General features: G+C 57.6%; 21 protein-coding genes. 15 read left to right on the forward strand and 6 right to left on the reverse strand.

Features of this window, described 5'->3' with window-relative positions; all coding sequences use genetic code 11:
* The first annotated feature begins 61 nt into the window (after nucleotides 1-61).
* The 4 genes from J3A71_RS30155 (at nucleotide 62) to J3A71_RS30170 (ending at nucleotide 2,424) form a co-directional block, all read left to right on the forward strand.
* A complete protein-coding gene (locus J3A71_RS30155; protein WP_004577225.1) occupies nucleotides 62-292 on the forward strand; it encodes a hypothetical protein in 231 nt (76 codons plus the stop codon).
* Between the two features lie 90 nt (nucleotides 293-382).
* Complete coding sequence (locus tag J3A71_RS30160) at nucleotides 383-655, forward strand: hypothetical protein (protein WP_144063236.1); 273 nt, start codon at nucleotides 383-385, stop codon at nucleotides 653-655.
* A 12-nt stretch (nucleotides 656-667) separates the two neighbouring features.
* The gene (locus J3A71_RS30165; protein WP_014003920.1) at nucleotides 668-1,648 is read left to right on the forward strand and encodes an IS5-like element ISPa41 family transposase; all 981 of its coding nucleotides are present in this window, start codon (nucleotides 668-670) and stop codon (nucleotides 1,646-1,648) included.
* Nucleotides 1,649-2,148: 500 nt separating this feature from the next.
* Nucleotides 2,149-2,424 (forward strand): hypothetical protein, encoded by a 276-nt coding sequence (locus tag J3A71_RS30170; RefSeq protein WP_004577596.1) that lies wholly within the window; start codon nucleotides 2,149-2,151, stop codon nucleotides 2,422-2,424.
* A gap of 110 nt (nucleotides 2,425-2,534) precedes the next feature.
* Here the strand turns inward: J3A71_RS30170 and J3A71_RS30175 are convergent, their stop codons facing one another.
* Nucleotides 2,535-2,816 carry a hypothetical protein gene (locus tag J3A71_RS30175; protein ID WP_004577595.1) on the reverse strand — a complete coding sequence of 94 codons (282 nt, stop codon included), beginning with the start codon at nucleotides 2,814-2,816 and terminating at the stop codon, nucleotides 2,535-2,537.
* Nucleotides 2,817-3,112: 296 nt separating this feature from the next.
* Between J3A71_RS30175 and J3A71_RS30180 the strand changes: the two genes are divergently transcribed.
* The gene (locus J3A71_RS30180) at nucleotides 3,113-3,397 is read left to right on the forward strand and encodes a hypothetical protein (RefSeq protein WP_004577594.1); all 285 of its coding nucleotides are present in this window, start codon (nucleotides 3,113-3,115) and stop codon (nucleotides 3,395-3,397) included.
* Between the two features lie 194 nt (nucleotides 3,398-3,591).
* Here the strand turns inward: J3A71_RS30180 and J3A71_RS30185 are convergent, their stop codons facing one another.
* The 3 genes from J3A71_RS30185 to J3A71_RS30195 all read right to left on the reverse strand — a co-directional run bounded on the left by J3A71_RS30185 (nucleotide 3,592) and on the right by J3A71_RS30195 (nucleotide 4,771).
* Nucleotides 3,592-3,774 (reverse strand): hypothetical protein, encoded by a 183-nt coding sequence (locus J3A71_RS30185; protein ID WP_004577593.1) that lies wholly within the window; start codon nucleotides 3,772-3,774, stop codon nucleotides 3,592-3,594.
* Between the two features lie 38 nt (nucleotides 3,775-3,812).
* Nucleotides 3,813-3,998, reverse strand: coding sequence for a hypothetical protein (locus J3A71_RS30190; protein ID WP_004577592.1), 186 nt, complete (start codon nucleotides 3,996-3,998; stop codon nucleotides 3,813-3,815).
* Between the two features lie 128 nt (nucleotides 3,999-4,126).
* The gene (locus tag J3A71_RS30195; RefSeq protein WP_004577591.1) at nucleotides 4,127-4,771 is read right to left on the reverse strand and encodes a hypothetical protein; all 645 of its coding nucleotides are present in this window, start codon (nucleotides 4,769-4,771) and stop codon (nucleotides 4,127-4,129) included.
* A gap of 140 nt (nucleotides 4,772-4,911) precedes the next feature.
* On the opposite strand from J3A71_RS30195, the gene J3A71_RS30200 reads away from it, so the two are divergent.
* The 3 genes from J3A71_RS30200 (at nucleotide 4,912) to J3A71_RS31615 (ending at nucleotide 6,491) form a co-directional block, all read left to right on the forward strand.
* Nucleotides 4,912-5,184, forward strand: a complete 273-nt coding sequence (locus J3A71_RS30200; RefSeq protein WP_004577590.1) for a hypothetical protein — start codon at nucleotides 4,912-4,914, stop codon at nucleotides 5,182-5,184.
* 261 nt (nucleotides 5,185-5,445) lie between these two features.
* A complete protein-coding gene (locus J3A71_RS30205) occupies nucleotides 5,446-5,745 on the forward strand; it encodes a hypothetical protein (protein ID WP_004577589.1) in 300 nt (99 codons plus the stop codon).
* A 341-nt stretch (nucleotides 5,746-6,086) separates the two neighbouring features.
* Nucleotides 6,087-6,491: a hypothetical protein gene (locus J3A71_RS31615; protein WP_004577588.1), complete on the forward strand. Its 405-nt coding sequence runs from the start codon at nucleotides 6,087-6,089 to the stop codon at nucleotides 6,489-6,491.
* 924 nt (nucleotides 6,492-7,415) lie between these two features.
* On the opposite strand, the gene istB is transcribed toward J3A71_RS31615, so the two are convergent.
* Nucleotides 7,416-8,171 carry an IS21-like element ISPpu7 family helper ATPase IstB gene (gene istB, locus J3A71_RS30215; RefSeq protein ID WP_019437637.1) on the reverse strand — a complete coding sequence of 252 codons (756 nt, stop codon included), beginning with the start codon at nucleotides 8,169-8,171 and terminating at the stop codon, nucleotides 7,416-7,418.
* Between the two features lie 17 nt (nucleotides 8,172-8,188).
* Nucleotides 8,189-9,703, reverse strand: a complete 1,515-nt coding sequence (gene istA / locus J3A71_RS30220; protein ID WP_019437638.1) for an IS21-like element ISPpu7 family transposase — start codon at nucleotides 9,701-9,703, stop codon at nucleotides 8,189-8,191.
* A 202-nt stretch (nucleotides 9,704-9,905) separates the two neighbouring features.
* On the opposite strand from istA, the gene J3A71_RS30225 reads away from it, so the two are divergent.
* The 7 genes from J3A71_RS30225 (at nucleotide 9,906) to rdgC (ending at nucleotide 14,624) form a co-directional block, all read left to right on the forward strand.
* The gene (locus J3A71_RS30225; RefSeq protein ID WP_209953695.1) at nucleotides 9,906-10,583 is read left to right on the forward strand and encodes a SprT-like domain-containing protein; all 678 of its coding nucleotides are present in this window, start codon (nucleotides 9,906-9,908) and stop codon (nucleotides 10,581-10,583) included.
* A 59-nt stretch (nucleotides 10,584-10,642) separates the two neighbouring features.
* Nucleotides 10,643-11,143, forward strand: a complete 501-nt coding sequence (locus tag J3A71_RS30230) for a hypothetical protein (protein WP_004577585.1) — start codon at nucleotides 10,643-10,645, stop codon at nucleotides 11,141-11,143.
* 113 nt (nucleotides 11,144-11,256) lie between these two features.
* On the forward strand, nucleotides 11,257-11,763 hold the full coding sequence (locus J3A71_RS30235) for a hypothetical protein (RefSeq protein ID WP_004577584.1): 507 nt from the start codon (nucleotides 11,257-11,259) through the stop codon (nucleotides 11,761-11,763).
* Between the two features lie 250 nt (nucleotides 11,764-12,013).
* Nucleotides 12,014-12,418 carry a TraR/DksA family transcriptional regulator gene (locus J3A71_RS30240; protein WP_004577583.1) on the forward strand — a complete coding sequence of 135 codons (405 nt, stop codon included), beginning with the start codon at nucleotides 12,014-12,016 and terminating at the stop codon, nucleotides 12,416-12,418.
* A gap of 50 nt (nucleotides 12,419-12,468) precedes the next feature.
* A complete protein-coding gene (locus J3A71_RS30245; RefSeq protein ID WP_024717873.1) occupies nucleotides 12,469-12,789 on the forward strand; it encodes an Arc family DNA-binding protein in 321 nt (106 codons plus the stop codon).
* 12 nt (nucleotides 12,790-12,801) lie between these two features.
* Nucleotides 12,802-13,590 carry a hypothetical protein gene (locus tag J3A71_RS30250; protein ID WP_004577581.1) on the forward strand — a complete coding sequence of 263 codons (789 nt, stop codon included), beginning with the start codon at nucleotides 12,802-12,804 and terminating at the stop codon, nucleotides 13,588-13,590.
* 113 nt (nucleotides 13,591-13,703) lie between these two features.
* A complete protein-coding gene (gene rdgC, locus J3A71_RS30255) occupies nucleotides 13,704-14,624 on the forward strand; it encodes a recombination-associated protein RdgC (RefSeq protein WP_004577580.1) in 921 nt (306 codons plus the stop codon).
* The last annotated feature ends 155 nt before the right edge of the window (nucleotides 14,625-14,779 follow it).

Here is a 14,779-nt window from a genome sequence, read left to right on the forward strand (position 1 = left end):
AACCACAACCTAACCAGGTCGAAGATAGGCGTGAGGTACGCGCCAACAACGGGAGAACGAGATGAGCGGAGACGAGCAGTACAGCCAGCTTGATCAGGATCTGGATGCTTTTGGCGATAAATGGTCAGTCGAGAACTCGATCATTTGGTGCCAAGAGTGTCAGTCCAGTCAGGCTGTAGATCAAGCAGCTGATGCATTCGTCCATAGGGCGGGATGTTTGAACGAGACGGAAAGCGCTCAGCATCCCTGGCATGAGCTCAAAGCCCTGCTGCGAGATCTGCCCCATCTTTGAAAACAAGACAGGTAGGCAACTTCGACCTCTGTGCCGGCCAGATGCTGGGGTCGAAGGCATCTAAAGTGATTTTGGTGTGTGAAGGATTTCATGAAAGCAATTGTCCTCGCAGCTATGGCTGCACTAGCGGTTAATGCCTCGGCGGCAGAGTCAATCGTCATTAGTACTGAGCTTACTCGCAATGGCGATATTGTTGATGCTTATAGCGTGACAACTCAAAGTGGTGTCCGAAAGGGTTACAGAAATATTGAGCACAAGAAGTACAGGGAGCTAATCAATCCGAATAAGGCGCGACTTGCTAATCTGGAGCTAGGGAATCTCCGAACAAGCCTTCAGTTATGCGAGAATCCCCGCAACACCTGATCCGAGCCGCCCATGAGCCAGATGAGCTTTTCCGACTTTGAGTACGCCGGCAAGCGCAAGCAAACCCGCCGAGAGCGCTTCCTCGCCGAAATGGATCAGGTGGTGCCCTGGGCAGGCCTGCTGGAGCTGATCGAACCGTTCTACCCCAAGGCCGGCGGCGGTAGAAAACCCTATCCTCTGGAAACCATGCTGCGCATCCATCTGTTGCAGAACTGGTTCTCCCTGAGCGACCCGGCCATGGAAGAAGCGCTCTACGAAATCACGCCCATGCGCCAGTTCGCACGCCTGACGCTGAGCGCGCCAATCCCCGAAGACACCACGATCATGAACTTCCGGCACTTGCTGGAGAAGCATCAGCTCGCACCGGCAATCCTTGCGGTCATCAATGGTTATCTGCAGGAAAAAGGCCTGTCGCTGCGCCAAGGCACCATCGTCGATGCCACCATTATTCATGCCCCCAGCTCGACCAAAAATAAAGAAGGCAAGCGTGATCCCGAGATGCACCAGACCAAGAAAGGCGGTCAGTATTTCTTCGGGATGAAGGCGCACATCGGTGCCGATGTCGAGTCCGGCCTGGTGCATCACGTCCATGGCACCGCTGCCAATGTGGCCGATGTCACGCAGGTGGCTGAACTGCTGCATGGCGAAGAAAACGCCGTGTATGCAGATGCCGGTTACACCGGTGTCGAAAGGCGCGAAGAGCATGAAAATCGGGGGGTGATCTGGCAGATTGCAGCGCGTCGCAGCACCTATTCCAAGCTGAACCAGCGCAGCGTACTGTACAAAGCCAAGCGCAAGATCGAGTTCTGCAAGGCTCAGACACGGGCCAAGGTCGAGCATCCGTTTCGCGTGATCAAGCGGCAGTTTGGTTACGTGAAAGTACGTTTTCGTGGGCTGATGAAAAACACGGCTCAGTTGACCACGCTGTTCGCCCTGGCAAACCTGTGGAGGGTTCGAAAACAGCTCATGGGTATGGGTGAGGTTCGCGTTTAACACGGAGAGCTGTAGGTGCCTGGAAAATTGCAACTTGCCGCGGCTGCACGACAAGTTGATCGGAGCATCCCTAGGCTCCACCGCTTATTTCACGCCTTATGTTGCTAGTGATGGAACTGTACGCTTAACAATGGACGTTAACTACGTGCACTTGGCGGATATGGGGACCGACAAAGCTGGTGGCCTTGTTGTTGACTATCCTCGGACTGATGGTTACAGGCTTTCTATAACTGATGTGATTCCTAGTGGTGGTAAAGCGCGAATATAAAGACAGCGATAATGGTGATGAATATATATACACCGTTTCAGTTAATAAACAATGAGTCCGTGCACTACCCGCACACATGCTAAGTAAGCTCCATCGTCTGGCTGCTGACCTCCCTGCTACAGGAAGCTCACTGACGAGGATGGGAGGCCGCCGTGTGGGTGGCGCTGAGCCAGGGATTGGCTGGAGCTCCAAGTCATCGCATACTGTTCGCATATCCAGTGTGGGAGGCAGCATGTTGTGGGATGACGAACCTTTGCCGGAGGTTCCTGCCGATATTCTAGCCCGGGTTGGTCAAGGCACCGACTCGGGTGATATCGGCGACTGCGAGCGTTCTGCACTGCAGCGGGTAATCGCTATCAACCAGCGGCTTTACCGCCGAGCCTGGGAGCTTGAGCGAAAGGTAGAGGAGCTGGAGGCACATGGGCAGGCCATGAGGGAGCAAATTGTGGGGCTGGTACAGCTTACGCGACGGCTGGGGTATGAGCCTTCGACCAAGCAGCCGCGTTAAGTAGCCTATCCCTGTTGTGAGCGTGGTCGCTCAACGCGCCATGCCTAGCGCACGCAAAAAAATACCCTGGCCAGAGGCTAGGGTATGGTGGAGCGTTTTCCTCAAAGTGCTCAGCTCAGCATGTCACTCTGGATGATGTAGATCTCAGGAAGATCATCCGCGTTTGGGGCGTCGTTCTGCAACACTTCACAGTCTCGAAGCTCCCTTTTGAAGGTCTCCTGAGCTATGGCCTCATCATCTGCCAGTACCAGATAGGCAGTGTCGTCGTCATCACCACAAACTCGACCTGTTATGAGCCAGGCATTCCGACCAGTTCCGATGAAGTGTTTTCGCTCAACCGCAACATGGGTTGTGCTGGTCAGATTTGGCGCTGGTGCTTGCTCAGTTGTCATGATGGATTCCTCATGGGTATGCATGGTCCTGAGTAATGCGTCACAGCAGTTGCTACGCCTTGCAGCCTGATCAAGTCATCATCAGCACTCGTACCGGCGGCGGTTTTAGGTATTGGCGCTAGCCGGCTATGGTCCGAATCTGGCCCGGCCCACTGGCTATCACCGAAATTGAGCTTGAGGTGGTTTCGAGGGCCGTGGCTGAAGTTCCGCTCGATCTGGTGTTTCCTTAATAGGCACAAGTGCCTAGAATGCGGCTAATAGGCACATGTGCCTATTCTCAACCGTTTGGAGGTAAGATGGACGACGAAGGGCGGGAAGCCAACCGGCAAGCGTTTCTGGCGCTGCTGAAAAAGTATGACGTTAAACAACGCGAGAGCGCGATGCTCATCAACGCCGTCACCAAGCGGCCCTGCTCCGATCGCGCTGTTCGATCCTGGCTCAACGATCCGACCAAGAAATCTTCCCGGCCTTGCCCAACCTGGGCGGTGAATGCGCTTCGAGACGGGATCGTGTACATGCAGCAGTTGATGGAGCGTCGAAAGCAGGCTGCAAAGCTCGACACTGAAGAGGCGCAGGCCTAGATAGGCACGTGTGCCTATTTTCATGCCAGTAGGCACATGTGCCTACCTTTGCTTGGCGGCCGTATAACGCCGCACAGTAAGCTTCCCTAAGCCCGAAGATTTGGGCGACCCGGCTCAGTCTGTAGGAAGCATAACGAAAAAAGCCCCCAGCAAGCCGGGGGCGGTGGTGCATGCTCAAACCTCATAGCTGAGGCTCAGTCATACGGGGTTTTCGCCGTGGGAGGCAGGCCACGCTCTGAGCGGAATTCCTTGGCCATTTCAGCACGACGCATGTCGGAGAGAATGTCGAACTCGCGCTCGTATTCCGGATTGACGCTGCCTGTAACTGCGTAGGCAGCTTCGACCTTCTGTGCTTGTGCTTCGATTGCGTTGGTCATGGTGTTCTTCCCATAGGTTAGATAGATGAGGTGAGGGATCAGTCTGCTTCAGGCAATCGTTCATTCAGTTCCTTGAGCGTCTGGTCATACTGCTCAACCAGGTCGCCGTATTCCTTCGACTCCCAGGGTTCAAGGCCGCCGGCGGATAGGACTTGCAAGCAATAGTCTTTCTGTCCTTGGACGGACCGGATCTGGTCCGCGATCAGGTGTTGATAGTGGTTCATGGTGACTCCACGGAGCTTGGTTGGCGGTGTACCTGGTGATGGCGCACATGAACTACGAAACTGGGTAATAAAAACCCCGGGCGAGCCCGGGGTGTGGTGGTGCGTTTGCCTAAGTGAGCCTGAGAGTGTTATGCGCCATCAGCGGCTTGGTCTCGATGGCGAAGCAGGCGTACCGCATAGGTGTCGCTGATTACGTCGTCAACTTCGGCCGCGAATCGGCTGGCGCCCGATTCAACAACTTCGGGCGACCAGTCAGGAGTGAATCGCGCAGTTGTTGTGCTCAGCACGTTATTGCCCTTGCTGTAGTACTGAGCGATCAGGCGTCTGGCACCTTCATCTCCGGCTTCGAGAAAGGCGATCGCCTCCTTGATGCCAACCGCAGTTCGGTACTCTTTTTTGGCCACTGCTGATGTGCAGTTAAAGCTCAGCCCATCAACGATCAGCCAGCCCATAGCACCCAACCGATCAGCGATGAGTGTTTTCAGTGCATCGGTTTCAACACCTGTAGCCCCAGTCGCGGCCGGCTCACTTGGTAGGTGTTTTGCGTCGATCCGCTTCGCCAGGTCCTCGGTCACGATGAAATGCGTGTCGCCAAGGGTACGCACAATTCCTCGCCCCCGAATTGGTGATGCCAGGCGATCGAGGAGGGGCCTGGTGTCGCGGATTTCTACGCCCTCTCCAGTTTCTGCGATGCGTACGACGCACGCCATTTCGACGACGGTTCGTGCCAGCTCTGGGGTTAAGCAGGTCGATACTTTCACGAGTGTTGCCATGGGTTTTCTCCTGAGGAATTAAACATCGTCCTCAGGGATGAATTACATGGTGGAACAAGGTCGCTGGCACCCATTACACGCGTGCGTGAACCATCCCCATGGGCAAGTTCAACCAGATTTCCCTTCTGAGGAGTGCCCCCATGAGCAGCACCAAAACAGTCCCTGTCGCCGATTACCGTCGCGCTTTCGATCGTCTTTTTCGTAAGGTGAATGACTACCATGCCTGCTGCAGCGCCGATGAGGTAACCAATTGGAAAGAGGTTGCCCAGCGAGTGCTGGCCGAGGTGTCGAACATCTCGTGCTCACGTGCAAAGCCCGATGATCTTGAAAACATGGCCAAAGCGATTGGGAAGATTCAGGGCTACCTGGCGGCCGCGGACGCGCGTATTGAGGCTTATATCCGCGAGGCGTGATTCTTTCCAGCGGCCATCGCATGGCCTGCACCGGGTCTGGCACCTAACGCTACACCACCCCGTACTGCTCAAGCAGTCCGGGGTTTTTTACGCCTACGCTCACGCTCAATTAGGCTGCCAGAACTGATTGAGGGCCTTATTGCAGCGGCGGTTCATTGTGCTGGCGCCGAGCCCGGGGCCGCTTGCCGCTTAGAACCGCTTATCAGGTGTTGTTGGCCATCTCCCAGGACACGGTCAACCTGATACTTGAGGAGCAATCCAATGCAAACCATGCCCGAGACTATCGCTTTGCTACGCAACAGAGCGCCAATTTCTGTAGGTGCCAGCCAGTTCAACGGAAAGCCAGTTTTCAAAGCCTACTCGAAGAGCGAGGACCGCTACTATGAGCTGAGGGGAGACGCTTCAACTGGCGATCACTACGCCGCATTGGTTGCTGAGTATGGCGACGTGATCAGCAAGCCCGCCGAAGATCATGATGTCGAGCAATGCATCCGCTGCTTCGCCGATCTTGAGGTTTTCCAGGTAGGTCTTTGCGACGATTGCCAGGCCTTAGCCCTTTGAACCGAAAACGCTAGACCCACCCGGCCATAGGCCGGGTTTTTTTTGTCTTGAGAATGGTGACGGGGAGCCTCAGGTTGATAAGTGTTGTCCTATAGTTTAAAAATGGAGTCTTCCATTGTGCTTGCGTGGATGAGGGGGGGCCAAAGAGTTGACCCGCGGTCGCAGCGATGTGCGCTGGTGCAGCCGCCTAGCTGATGAAGAACAATTCACCCTCGGTCGCTATGCGATTTGCCTTTGCGACTAGTGCAGCAGCACCTGCAGATTGGGATTTGTCCAAGGCCATCATAATTGACTGACTCTGCCAGCATGCCGTCTACCCATACATTTTCGGGTGCAAGAATTTGGACAACGAAGTTCAACTGCAACAACCGCTTTTGAGCCCGAACGATTTCAAGGCCGCGTACAAGGCAGGCGGCTGGAATGGTCGTATGCTCGCCATTCGCTGGAAAAAAACCGCTTTCTCGATCAGCAGGTTGGTCAACGACCTAGACCGTAGTCCGCACTGGGATGACGCGGTCCGCGGCTTGCCCGAAGTTCAGCTGCAACAACCGCTGTTGACCCCTGATGAATTCAAGGGTGCGTACAAGGCCCGCGGCTGGAATGGCCGCAAGCTTGCAATTCGCTGGAAAAAAACCGCTGTGTGGATCAGCAAAATTGCCAGCGATCCAGATCGTGACCTGCACTGGGATGATGCGGTCCGCGGCTTGCCAGTAATTGTGATTCCGAAGAAATCCAAGGCTAAGTAGGCGGGACCTTGCCAGGGGTCCCGCAGCGTTCTGGGGTGTTTGCGTTGTTCTCCTGGGAGCTACGTGGACTGAGACGTATGTAGCGTTGTTCCACATCTCCCTAGGTCATGCAACGCAAGCCTCAGGAGATTGCAAATGGGAACACTCAACTCGACCCCTACTGGTCCGGAAATGCCTCTCAATCTGTGGGCGGGAATTCAAGGGCAGAGGCTGCGCCGTGCTCAAGCACGGCATGAGCGAATGGTGGCGAAAGCGATCAAGGACAACGTTTCTAGCCGCCGTCTCAAACAATTGGTCATGCGCTATGACCGGATCCTTCTCGCTGCCGTAAAGCTCGTGCCTAGGTAGCCCTGAAGTATCACTCTCACCAGAAGCCTCAGCCATGCTGAGGTTTTTTTTTACCCGCAGCCCGCGCCGGCAGCCTGAGCAAAAGCCTTTCGCTAATGCATGGAGATGGCGGAGCGGGCTATCATTCTGGTTTGTTGGTTTACGATACATAACGCGTACGTGTAATATTTTCTGTCTCTACCCAGGATCCCGGCCATGCCTACACCTTTCTCTGCTAACGACACCCAGCTGAGCTTTCAGGTGCTGCGAGTGGCTGAAATCTGATGCGCCCTGTCGACGAGTTGAAGGCTGTTAGGAGTCGAGTCACCGAGTGCCTTGGGCTTGCGTCTTCACACTTCGGTCGTGTGTTTCCTGAAATACCTGTGAGATTTGATCTCACGGGTAAAACGGGGGGGCATGTACCGATACAGGATCGACAGGCACACTGGAAAGCTAAAGGACCAGGAATTTCGGTTCAACCGACTGCTGGCGTGCGGATTCCACGCCATTCGGACACTCAGCCCACGCTGATCCGGACACCTGTTCCACGCTCATTCGGACAGGCAGTCGGAGCGCAGCGACGCAGGGGTGGCATTGTTAGTCCGGGTTGGCTGGCGTCGTCAATTTCTGCGTCCGTTTGCGCATTGATTCACCCTTCAGATTGATCCGATAAGCGTTGTGCACCAGGCGGTCGAGGATGGCATCGGCCAGGGTCGGATCGCCGATCAGTTCGTGCCAGTTGTCCACCGGCATCTGGCTGGTGACGATGGTCGAGCGCTGGCCGTAACGGTCGTCCAGTAGCTCCAGCATGTCGCGCCGTTGCTCGCCGGTGAACGGGGCCAGGCCCCAGTCGTCGAGGATCAGCAGGTCGGTCTTGGCGTAGCTGCTCATCAGCTTGGCGAAGCGGCCGTCGCCATGGGCCAGACCCAGTTCTTCCAGCAAACGTGGCAGGCGCAGGTAGCGCACGCTGTAGCCCTCCCGGCAGGCCTGGTGGGCCAGGGCGCAGGCCAGCCAGGTTTTACCGACACCGGTGGGGCCGCCGATGATCAGGTTGAGGCCGTCGCGCAGCCACTGACCACTGCTCAGTTGCAGGATCAGCGCCTTATCCAGTCCGCGCGGGCTGCGGTAGTCGATGTCTTCGAGGCAGGCGTTGTGCTTGAGCCGGGCCTGGCGCAGGCGGCTGCTCAGGCGCTTGTCATCGCGTTCGGTCAGCTCGCGGTCGACCAGCAGGCCGAGGCGTTCTTCGAAGCTCAGGCTGTCGATGTCCGGGGTTTTCAGTTGTTCATTCAGCGCCTTGAGCATGCCGTGCAGGCGCAGGGTTTGCAGCTTGTCCAGGGTCGGATGGGGCAGCATGGTGGGATTCCTTGGGGTCAGTGGTAGTAGGCGGATCCGCGCAGGTTGGCGTGGTCGTCCGGTAGTAGCGGCAGGTTGGTTTGAGCTAGCGGCAGGTTTTCCAGCCCCTGGCGCAGGATCGATTCGAGGCTCTTGTAGCTGCACGTGCCGAGGCTGATGGCGCGACGGCAGGCCAACTCCAGACGCGCCTCACCGTGGGTTTTACCCAGGCGCAGGATGCCCAGGCAGGCCCGGTAGCCCTGCTGCGGATGGATGCGCCGTTCGAGGATGTGCCGGATCACGCCGGCGGTGTTCGGCCCGGTCTGCTCGGCCCAGCGGATCAGCCGTTGCGGCGTCCACTCGGCATGCTCGCGATGGCTCTTGGGCATGTGCTCGGCCTGCGTGCTGTGCCTGCCCTTGTGCATTGAGCGCAGGTGGCTGGCCACTCGCTGGTTGGCGTGGAAAAACTCGACGGTGCGCGCCGTCAGGCGCACCTCCAGCTGCTTCTTCACCAGTTGATACGGCACCGAGTAGTAATGCCCATCGACCTCGACGTGGTAGTCGATGTGCACCCGCGCCTTCTTCCACTCGGCGTAGACGTAGGGTTGCTCCGGCAGGGGGCGCAGCGCCGGACGATCCAGGCTGTCGAAGGCCGACTGCCGGGAGCCCGGCAGCTTCTTGAACGGGCGTTGGTTGAGCCGCTCCAGCAGCCCGGCGATGGCCGTGTTGAGTTCATCCAGGGAGAAGAACTGCCGATTCCTCAGTGCGGCGAGGATCCAACGCTCGACCACCTGCACGCCGACTTCGGCCTTGGCCTTGTCGCGCGGTTTGCGTGCCCGCGCCGGCACCACCGCCACGCCATAGTGCTCGGCCAGATCGCGGTAGCTCGGGTTGATGTCCGGCTCGTAGCGGTGACTCTTGCTCACCGCGCTGCGCAGGTTGTCCGGCACCACGATCTCCGGCACGCCGCCGAGGAAGGCGAAGCAGCGGGCATGGGAGCCTAGCCAGTCCGGCAGCTGCTGCGACCAGGTGGCTTCGGCGAAGGTGTAGCTGGACGCGCCGAGCACCGCGACGAACACCTGCGCCTGGCGGATCTCGCCGCTGTGGCGATCGATAACCGGCACCGTCTGGCCGGCATAGTCGACGAACAGCTTCTCGCCGACGCGGTGCTCCTGACGCATCACCACGTCCAACTTGCCCTGCCAGGCTCGGTAGTGCTCACAGAACCAGCTGTACTGAAAGCCCTGAGGCTGGCTCAGGCGGTACTCCTGCCAGAGCAGCGCCAGGGTCACCCCGGGGCGGCGCAGTTCGGCATGCACCCATGCCCAATCGGGTAAAGGCCGCTTCTCACTGGCAACCGCCGGGGCCGGCGGGAACAGTTGCTGCTCCAACTCGGCATCGGACAACGAACAGGGCCAGGTGAGGCCGCTGGCGGCAAAACGGCAGAGGTAATCACCGGCACTGCTGTGGCCAATGCCCAGGCTGCGGGCGATCTTGCGCACGGACAGGCCGCAGTCGAACTTGAGGCGTAACACCTCTCGGATTTTACGCATGGATAAACGCTCCACAACGACCTCTCTGCTTCGAAAAAGAGATCGATGGTAGTGAATAAATCCTGCGTGGCTGCCTGCCAGAAAAGTGTCCGGATGACCGTGGAGTCGGTGTCCGGATGCTCGTGGAATGAGTGTCCGGATCAGCGTGGAATCACTGTCCGGATGCGCGTGGAATGGGTGTCCGAGTCAGCGTGGAATCCGCATGCTGGCGAAAGAAAATCTACATGAATACCTGGATCAAATTTGCGCTCACGAGGTTGCGCATTACATCACGCGCAATGTTTGGGGAACCAAGCCCTCGCCCCATGGCGCAGAGTGGCAGGGCGTAATGCGAGACGTGTTCAAGCTTGACCCCGACAGGTGTCACAGCATGGACACGTCGAAGTCAGTCAAAAAGGGTTTTGTCTACAGGTGCGGGTGTAAGGGCAATGACCACATGCTCAGTACCAAAACGCACAATCGGGTGGCGCGTAAGATAGCCATACTCCGCTGCAAAACGTGTGGTGAGCTCCTGGAGTTCGTACAGCAGGCAGAGAAAGTGCCTGCGCCGATCATCTCGAAACTCTTCATCAGCACCTCAGGTCCGACGATCGACAGCGATCAAGCGGACCGAATAGTCAAACTCATCATTGACCACCAGGTGAAGCAGGTCGTCCTTGACTGCTTGATCACGGGTGAGCGGCATCGTGAGCTATTGAGCAAGAAGCTGAAGGTCCCGTCGAGCTCGGTGCTCAGGCATTTGAGCCCAGACACCCTGCCAGGTGGAGTGACCCACGCCATTGTCTTCAGCGATGGCAAAGATGAGCGTCAAGTACGCGTAGCCAGGGCTTTCGAGCAACGAGGGGTGAAAGTGCGAATGGTGCGAGCGGGTGTTGGCTGACGTCATCCGCCTTCGAGACCCTCCAATTACCACCCAGTGAATTTGCGTAGAGCCCCAACATGCAACAAGTCGAGCAAACCAATCAACGCCCCGCAGTCGCGGAGACTTTCCGCTTGAAAGCATTCCGAGTGGTCACCGGCGAACTGTTCGCTGCGGCCACCGCGCAGCATGCGCTCGACATGGCCAAGTCAGAGCTCTCTCGACCCCAGCTCAGCCTGAAGGATGTCGTCGCGGTGAGTCACAGCGATCGGGTGGTAGCGGAAGTGAATGGAGCCGAGCTCGCAACTGGCGCTTCAGTGCTCCTCGCACGAGCAACCGCTCCGGGCTTGCTGGGACGTTGCCGAACTGACCATACCTACCAGACGGTGTTTGTCGAGGCGCTGAGCGGACCAAGCTTGGAGTGGGCCGTGCGCGAGGCGAGCTTCAAGGCTTTTGGATTCATGATGAGCGCTGAGCCTGGGTGCCCTGAAGATACCCTGCGGAATGCAGTGCGGCGATGGCTTGGGGATGTCGTAAGTGTCCCTGCAGATCTTCATATCCTGGACACACAAGCGGCCTGAGTTGTTTGCCCGCCGGCGCCGGGCATCCCATTGGGTGAGAGGGCCGCGAGGTCGTACATACCCGTGTGCGCCATAACCACCCACAAACCTAACGCACATGAGGTGCCGCGATCATGACCAATCCAACCCACGCTGTAGCAGTCTCCACTGAAGGCCGTGTGCCTGCTGATTGGACGGCTCCTGATTTCTATCAGCCGCTGGACCTTCTGCGCGCCAAGCTGGCGTTCCAGTTCGGCGATTTCGCTCATCTCATGCTCAGTGGGTATGAGAAAGCGAAGAAAGCCTACCTTGACCGCGACTTCTCGCAAGTACAGTTCCCACGAGCTGGCGAAGAGGCGATGGTCGAGCTTGAGGTTCGAGCTCAGACCATGCTGTGGGTCGTTGAGATGGCTGGCCTGACAGGCAAGGCTGCAGACTACGCAGCCAATCGCTATCACGAGGACACCGCATTTTTGCTGGTCTACTCGGTGCCAAACGAAGATTCGCTTCAGACGTTCCGTTGTGGTGGTGGTAGCCCGGGCGCCGCCCTTGCTCAATTCGCGCAGCAGAATCCAGACCGGGTTCATCTCGTACAACAGATCTACGTAGATAAACGGAGCCTTCAGCCGGCAGCTGCATAACGATTCACCCAAACCCCACCGCTCAGCGCTGGGGTTTTTTCTTGCCCAGCGGAAAGCCAGGGCGGTCGAGATGAATATTTTTCTGTCGCATGCATAACACGTATGTGTAATTTATGTGTTGTGCGTTTCAGATACTGGACGTAATATCGATGCGTGTGAAAATGACAGCATGGTGCCATCAACCTGTCGTATCGATACCCGAGACGCTGGCGCGAGGCACATTGCCCCAACTAATCACGAGGCCCAACTGATGACCCCTGAGGAACTGTTGCAACAGCCCGAAGACCAGTACATGAACCCTGACCAGGTAGCGTTCTTCAAAAGCCTGTTGGTGGGTGAAAGTGCTACCGCAATGGGGCGCATCGATCAGCTGCGAGTCGACCTGACGGGTTTGGAAAAAGCCCCAGACGAAGTTGACGCAGCGCTGATCGAGCAAGAGCGTCAATCAATTCTGGGCAGCATCGAGCGCGAGAACCAAAGTCTGCGCGACATCAAACTGGCGATGTCGGCAATTGCCGACGGCAGTTACGGCTATTGCATTGATACCGGTGAGCCAATCGGCTTGCGACGCCTGCTCTCTAATCCCCGGTCTCTTCTCACGGTGGAAGCCAAGGAGAGCCGCGAGAACAAGTCCCGGCACCTTCGCGCCGCATAATCACATTTCACCTGAAGCACCGACAGCCGGTCATTCCTGAGGTTATCCCCATGCCTAAGTCCCAGCCTCGCACTAACTCCCGCACAGCTGACAAGTTTGTTGTCCGCCTGCCGGATGGCATGCGAGAGAAGATCGCAGAAATTTCGAAAGAAAATCACCGCAGCATGAACTCTGAAATCATCGACCGCCTGGCTTTGAGCATTGAGCGGGATGAGCAGGGTGATCTGACGGTTCGTGCACTGGCTCAGGTTACCCGGCGCTGTGAGGAGCTGGAGCAAGAGCTGGCGGAACTCAAGGCAGCTCAGGCCAACGAAACCTCGAAGCCTGCTCTGCAGCAGGCACCAAGACTGTCGATCGCAAGCGCCCAGTGAGAGACGGACACCATGGGGAATTTGCTTGATGTAGGCCCCGGCGCTACCAGCGCCGGCACTGCTGACATTGCAGCTGTGCTCTTGAAGGCCGCCCAGCGGTATTTCTACTTGCGTGGTCCAGCCCTGCGGACTGGGAAAGCCAATGCCCCAATGGTGCGTATCGGCATCGACGCTCTTCTGGGCGGTGAGTCTCTCGATATGGCGCTCGACCAAGCAATGATCGAGGCGCATGTAACGGGGCTCAGTGTTCCGTCGGGAGCCATCGGCCATGTCGGCAGTCACCAGTTCTCCGCCGCTGAAGCGGTGTTTCTGCGAAAGCTGCTCACAGCGCCACAACCATCACAGGCTGCTCAGCTCTTGAAGTACGCGACGGCCGTGGGGGTGCGTGACACGGCCAATCTCTTCGCCAACTACATCGCGTACATGAACTCGCCAATGCCCTGGCTCCAACAGGTGGGTACTGAAGGGCTACTCACGCCCTGCAGTGGGTCGCCTACGTGCCCGGTGGAGATCGTGCATGAAGACCGGCCGCAGGATTCTGAAGGCCGTGCACGCCGGATTTGGTCTCAAGTGGCCCCCGAAAGTGCAGGCCGTTACTGGAACTGGAGCGGTAAGGACGGAATTGAGGCCTCCCTGCTGGCGGTCACCTGGTCGTCGGACGTAGGCAAGTTCTGCGTAGAGGTGGCGCCCGGCACATCGCGGCCAGTCAGCTGTGAGGAGTGGGGAGGATGGTGGGCAGAGCTCGATCGGCCAAACCCCCGCGAAGAGATCGCTTGCCTTCGCTACACGGCAGCCAGCTGATCGGCATAGCACCTAGCAGTATCCCGAAGCACGTAGAAGCTTCAACCTCAAGCATCCAAGACAGTGCTCATGAGGGCACTGTCATCACCCAAATCACCTAACAAGGCATGACCATGTGGTTTAAGAACCTGACTGTTTATCGTCTGACTCAAGATATTGAATTTGCGGCGGAGGCGCTGCAGTCCGCCCTGGCGTCGAAGCCCGCCCGTGCGTGCGGTTCGCAAGAGCTGGTCACCTTCGGCTTTGTCGCGCCTCTGGGCAAGGGAGAGGAGGCTCCGCTCGTTCACCAGAGCGGTAATTTCTTCCTGATCAGTGCTCGGAAGGAAGAGCGCATCCTGCCAGCAAGCGTGGTGAATGATGCTGTGAAGGAAAAGGTCGAGGAGATCGAGAAAGAGCAGCAGCGCAAGGTGTATAAGAAAGAGCGCGACCAGATCAAGGACGAGACAATCCAGGCCATGTTGCCGAAGGCGTTTATCCGCCGCGGCGTGATCACGGCAGCCATCGCGCCAAAGCTCGGGCTGATTATCGTCAATAACGCGAGTGCCAAACGAGCCGAGGATCTGCTCTCCACGCTTCGTGAAGTGCTCGGTTCGCTGCCGGTGCGGCCAGTGACGGTCAAGATTGCTCCGACTGCAACCCTCACTGACTGGCTCAAGAACGAGCAAGCGGGCGAGGGCTTCCACGTCCTGGACGAATGTGAACTGCAGGACACCAGTGACGAGGGTGGGTCGGTGCGCTGCAAGCGACAGGATCTCACCAGTGGCGAGATCAAGAATCATCTTGCAACCGGCAAGCTTGTGACCAAGCTGGCGCTGGCCTGGCAGGACAAATTGTCGTTCATGTTGGACGACAAGCTGGTTATCCGGCGCCTCAAATTCGAGGACCTGCTCCAGACCCAGGCTGAGCAGGATGGGGGCGATGACGCCTTAGCGCAGGCAGATGCGACGTTCGCGCTGATGATGATGACCTTGGCCGAGTTTCTCCCGGCGCTTTACCAGGTGCTGGGTGGCGAGGATGTGCCAGCGTCGATCTGAGCCATGCAGGGTACCCAAGCCTCCGCGTTGACGGGGGCTTTTTGTTGCCCGAGAAAAATATCGGTCTCTGTTACGCATTCCAGGAAGTACAGACAACCAGTTTGTCATTTCCCCCAATCGGGCTCAGTCCCCGCCTGGGGAGCTGTGTCGACTAC

The organism is Pseudomonas sp. PvP089 (assembly GCF_017875165.1).
GTDB lineage: Bacteria > Pseudomonadota > Gammaproteobacteria > Pseudomonadales > Pseudomonadaceae > Aquipseudomonas > Aquipseudomonas fortuita.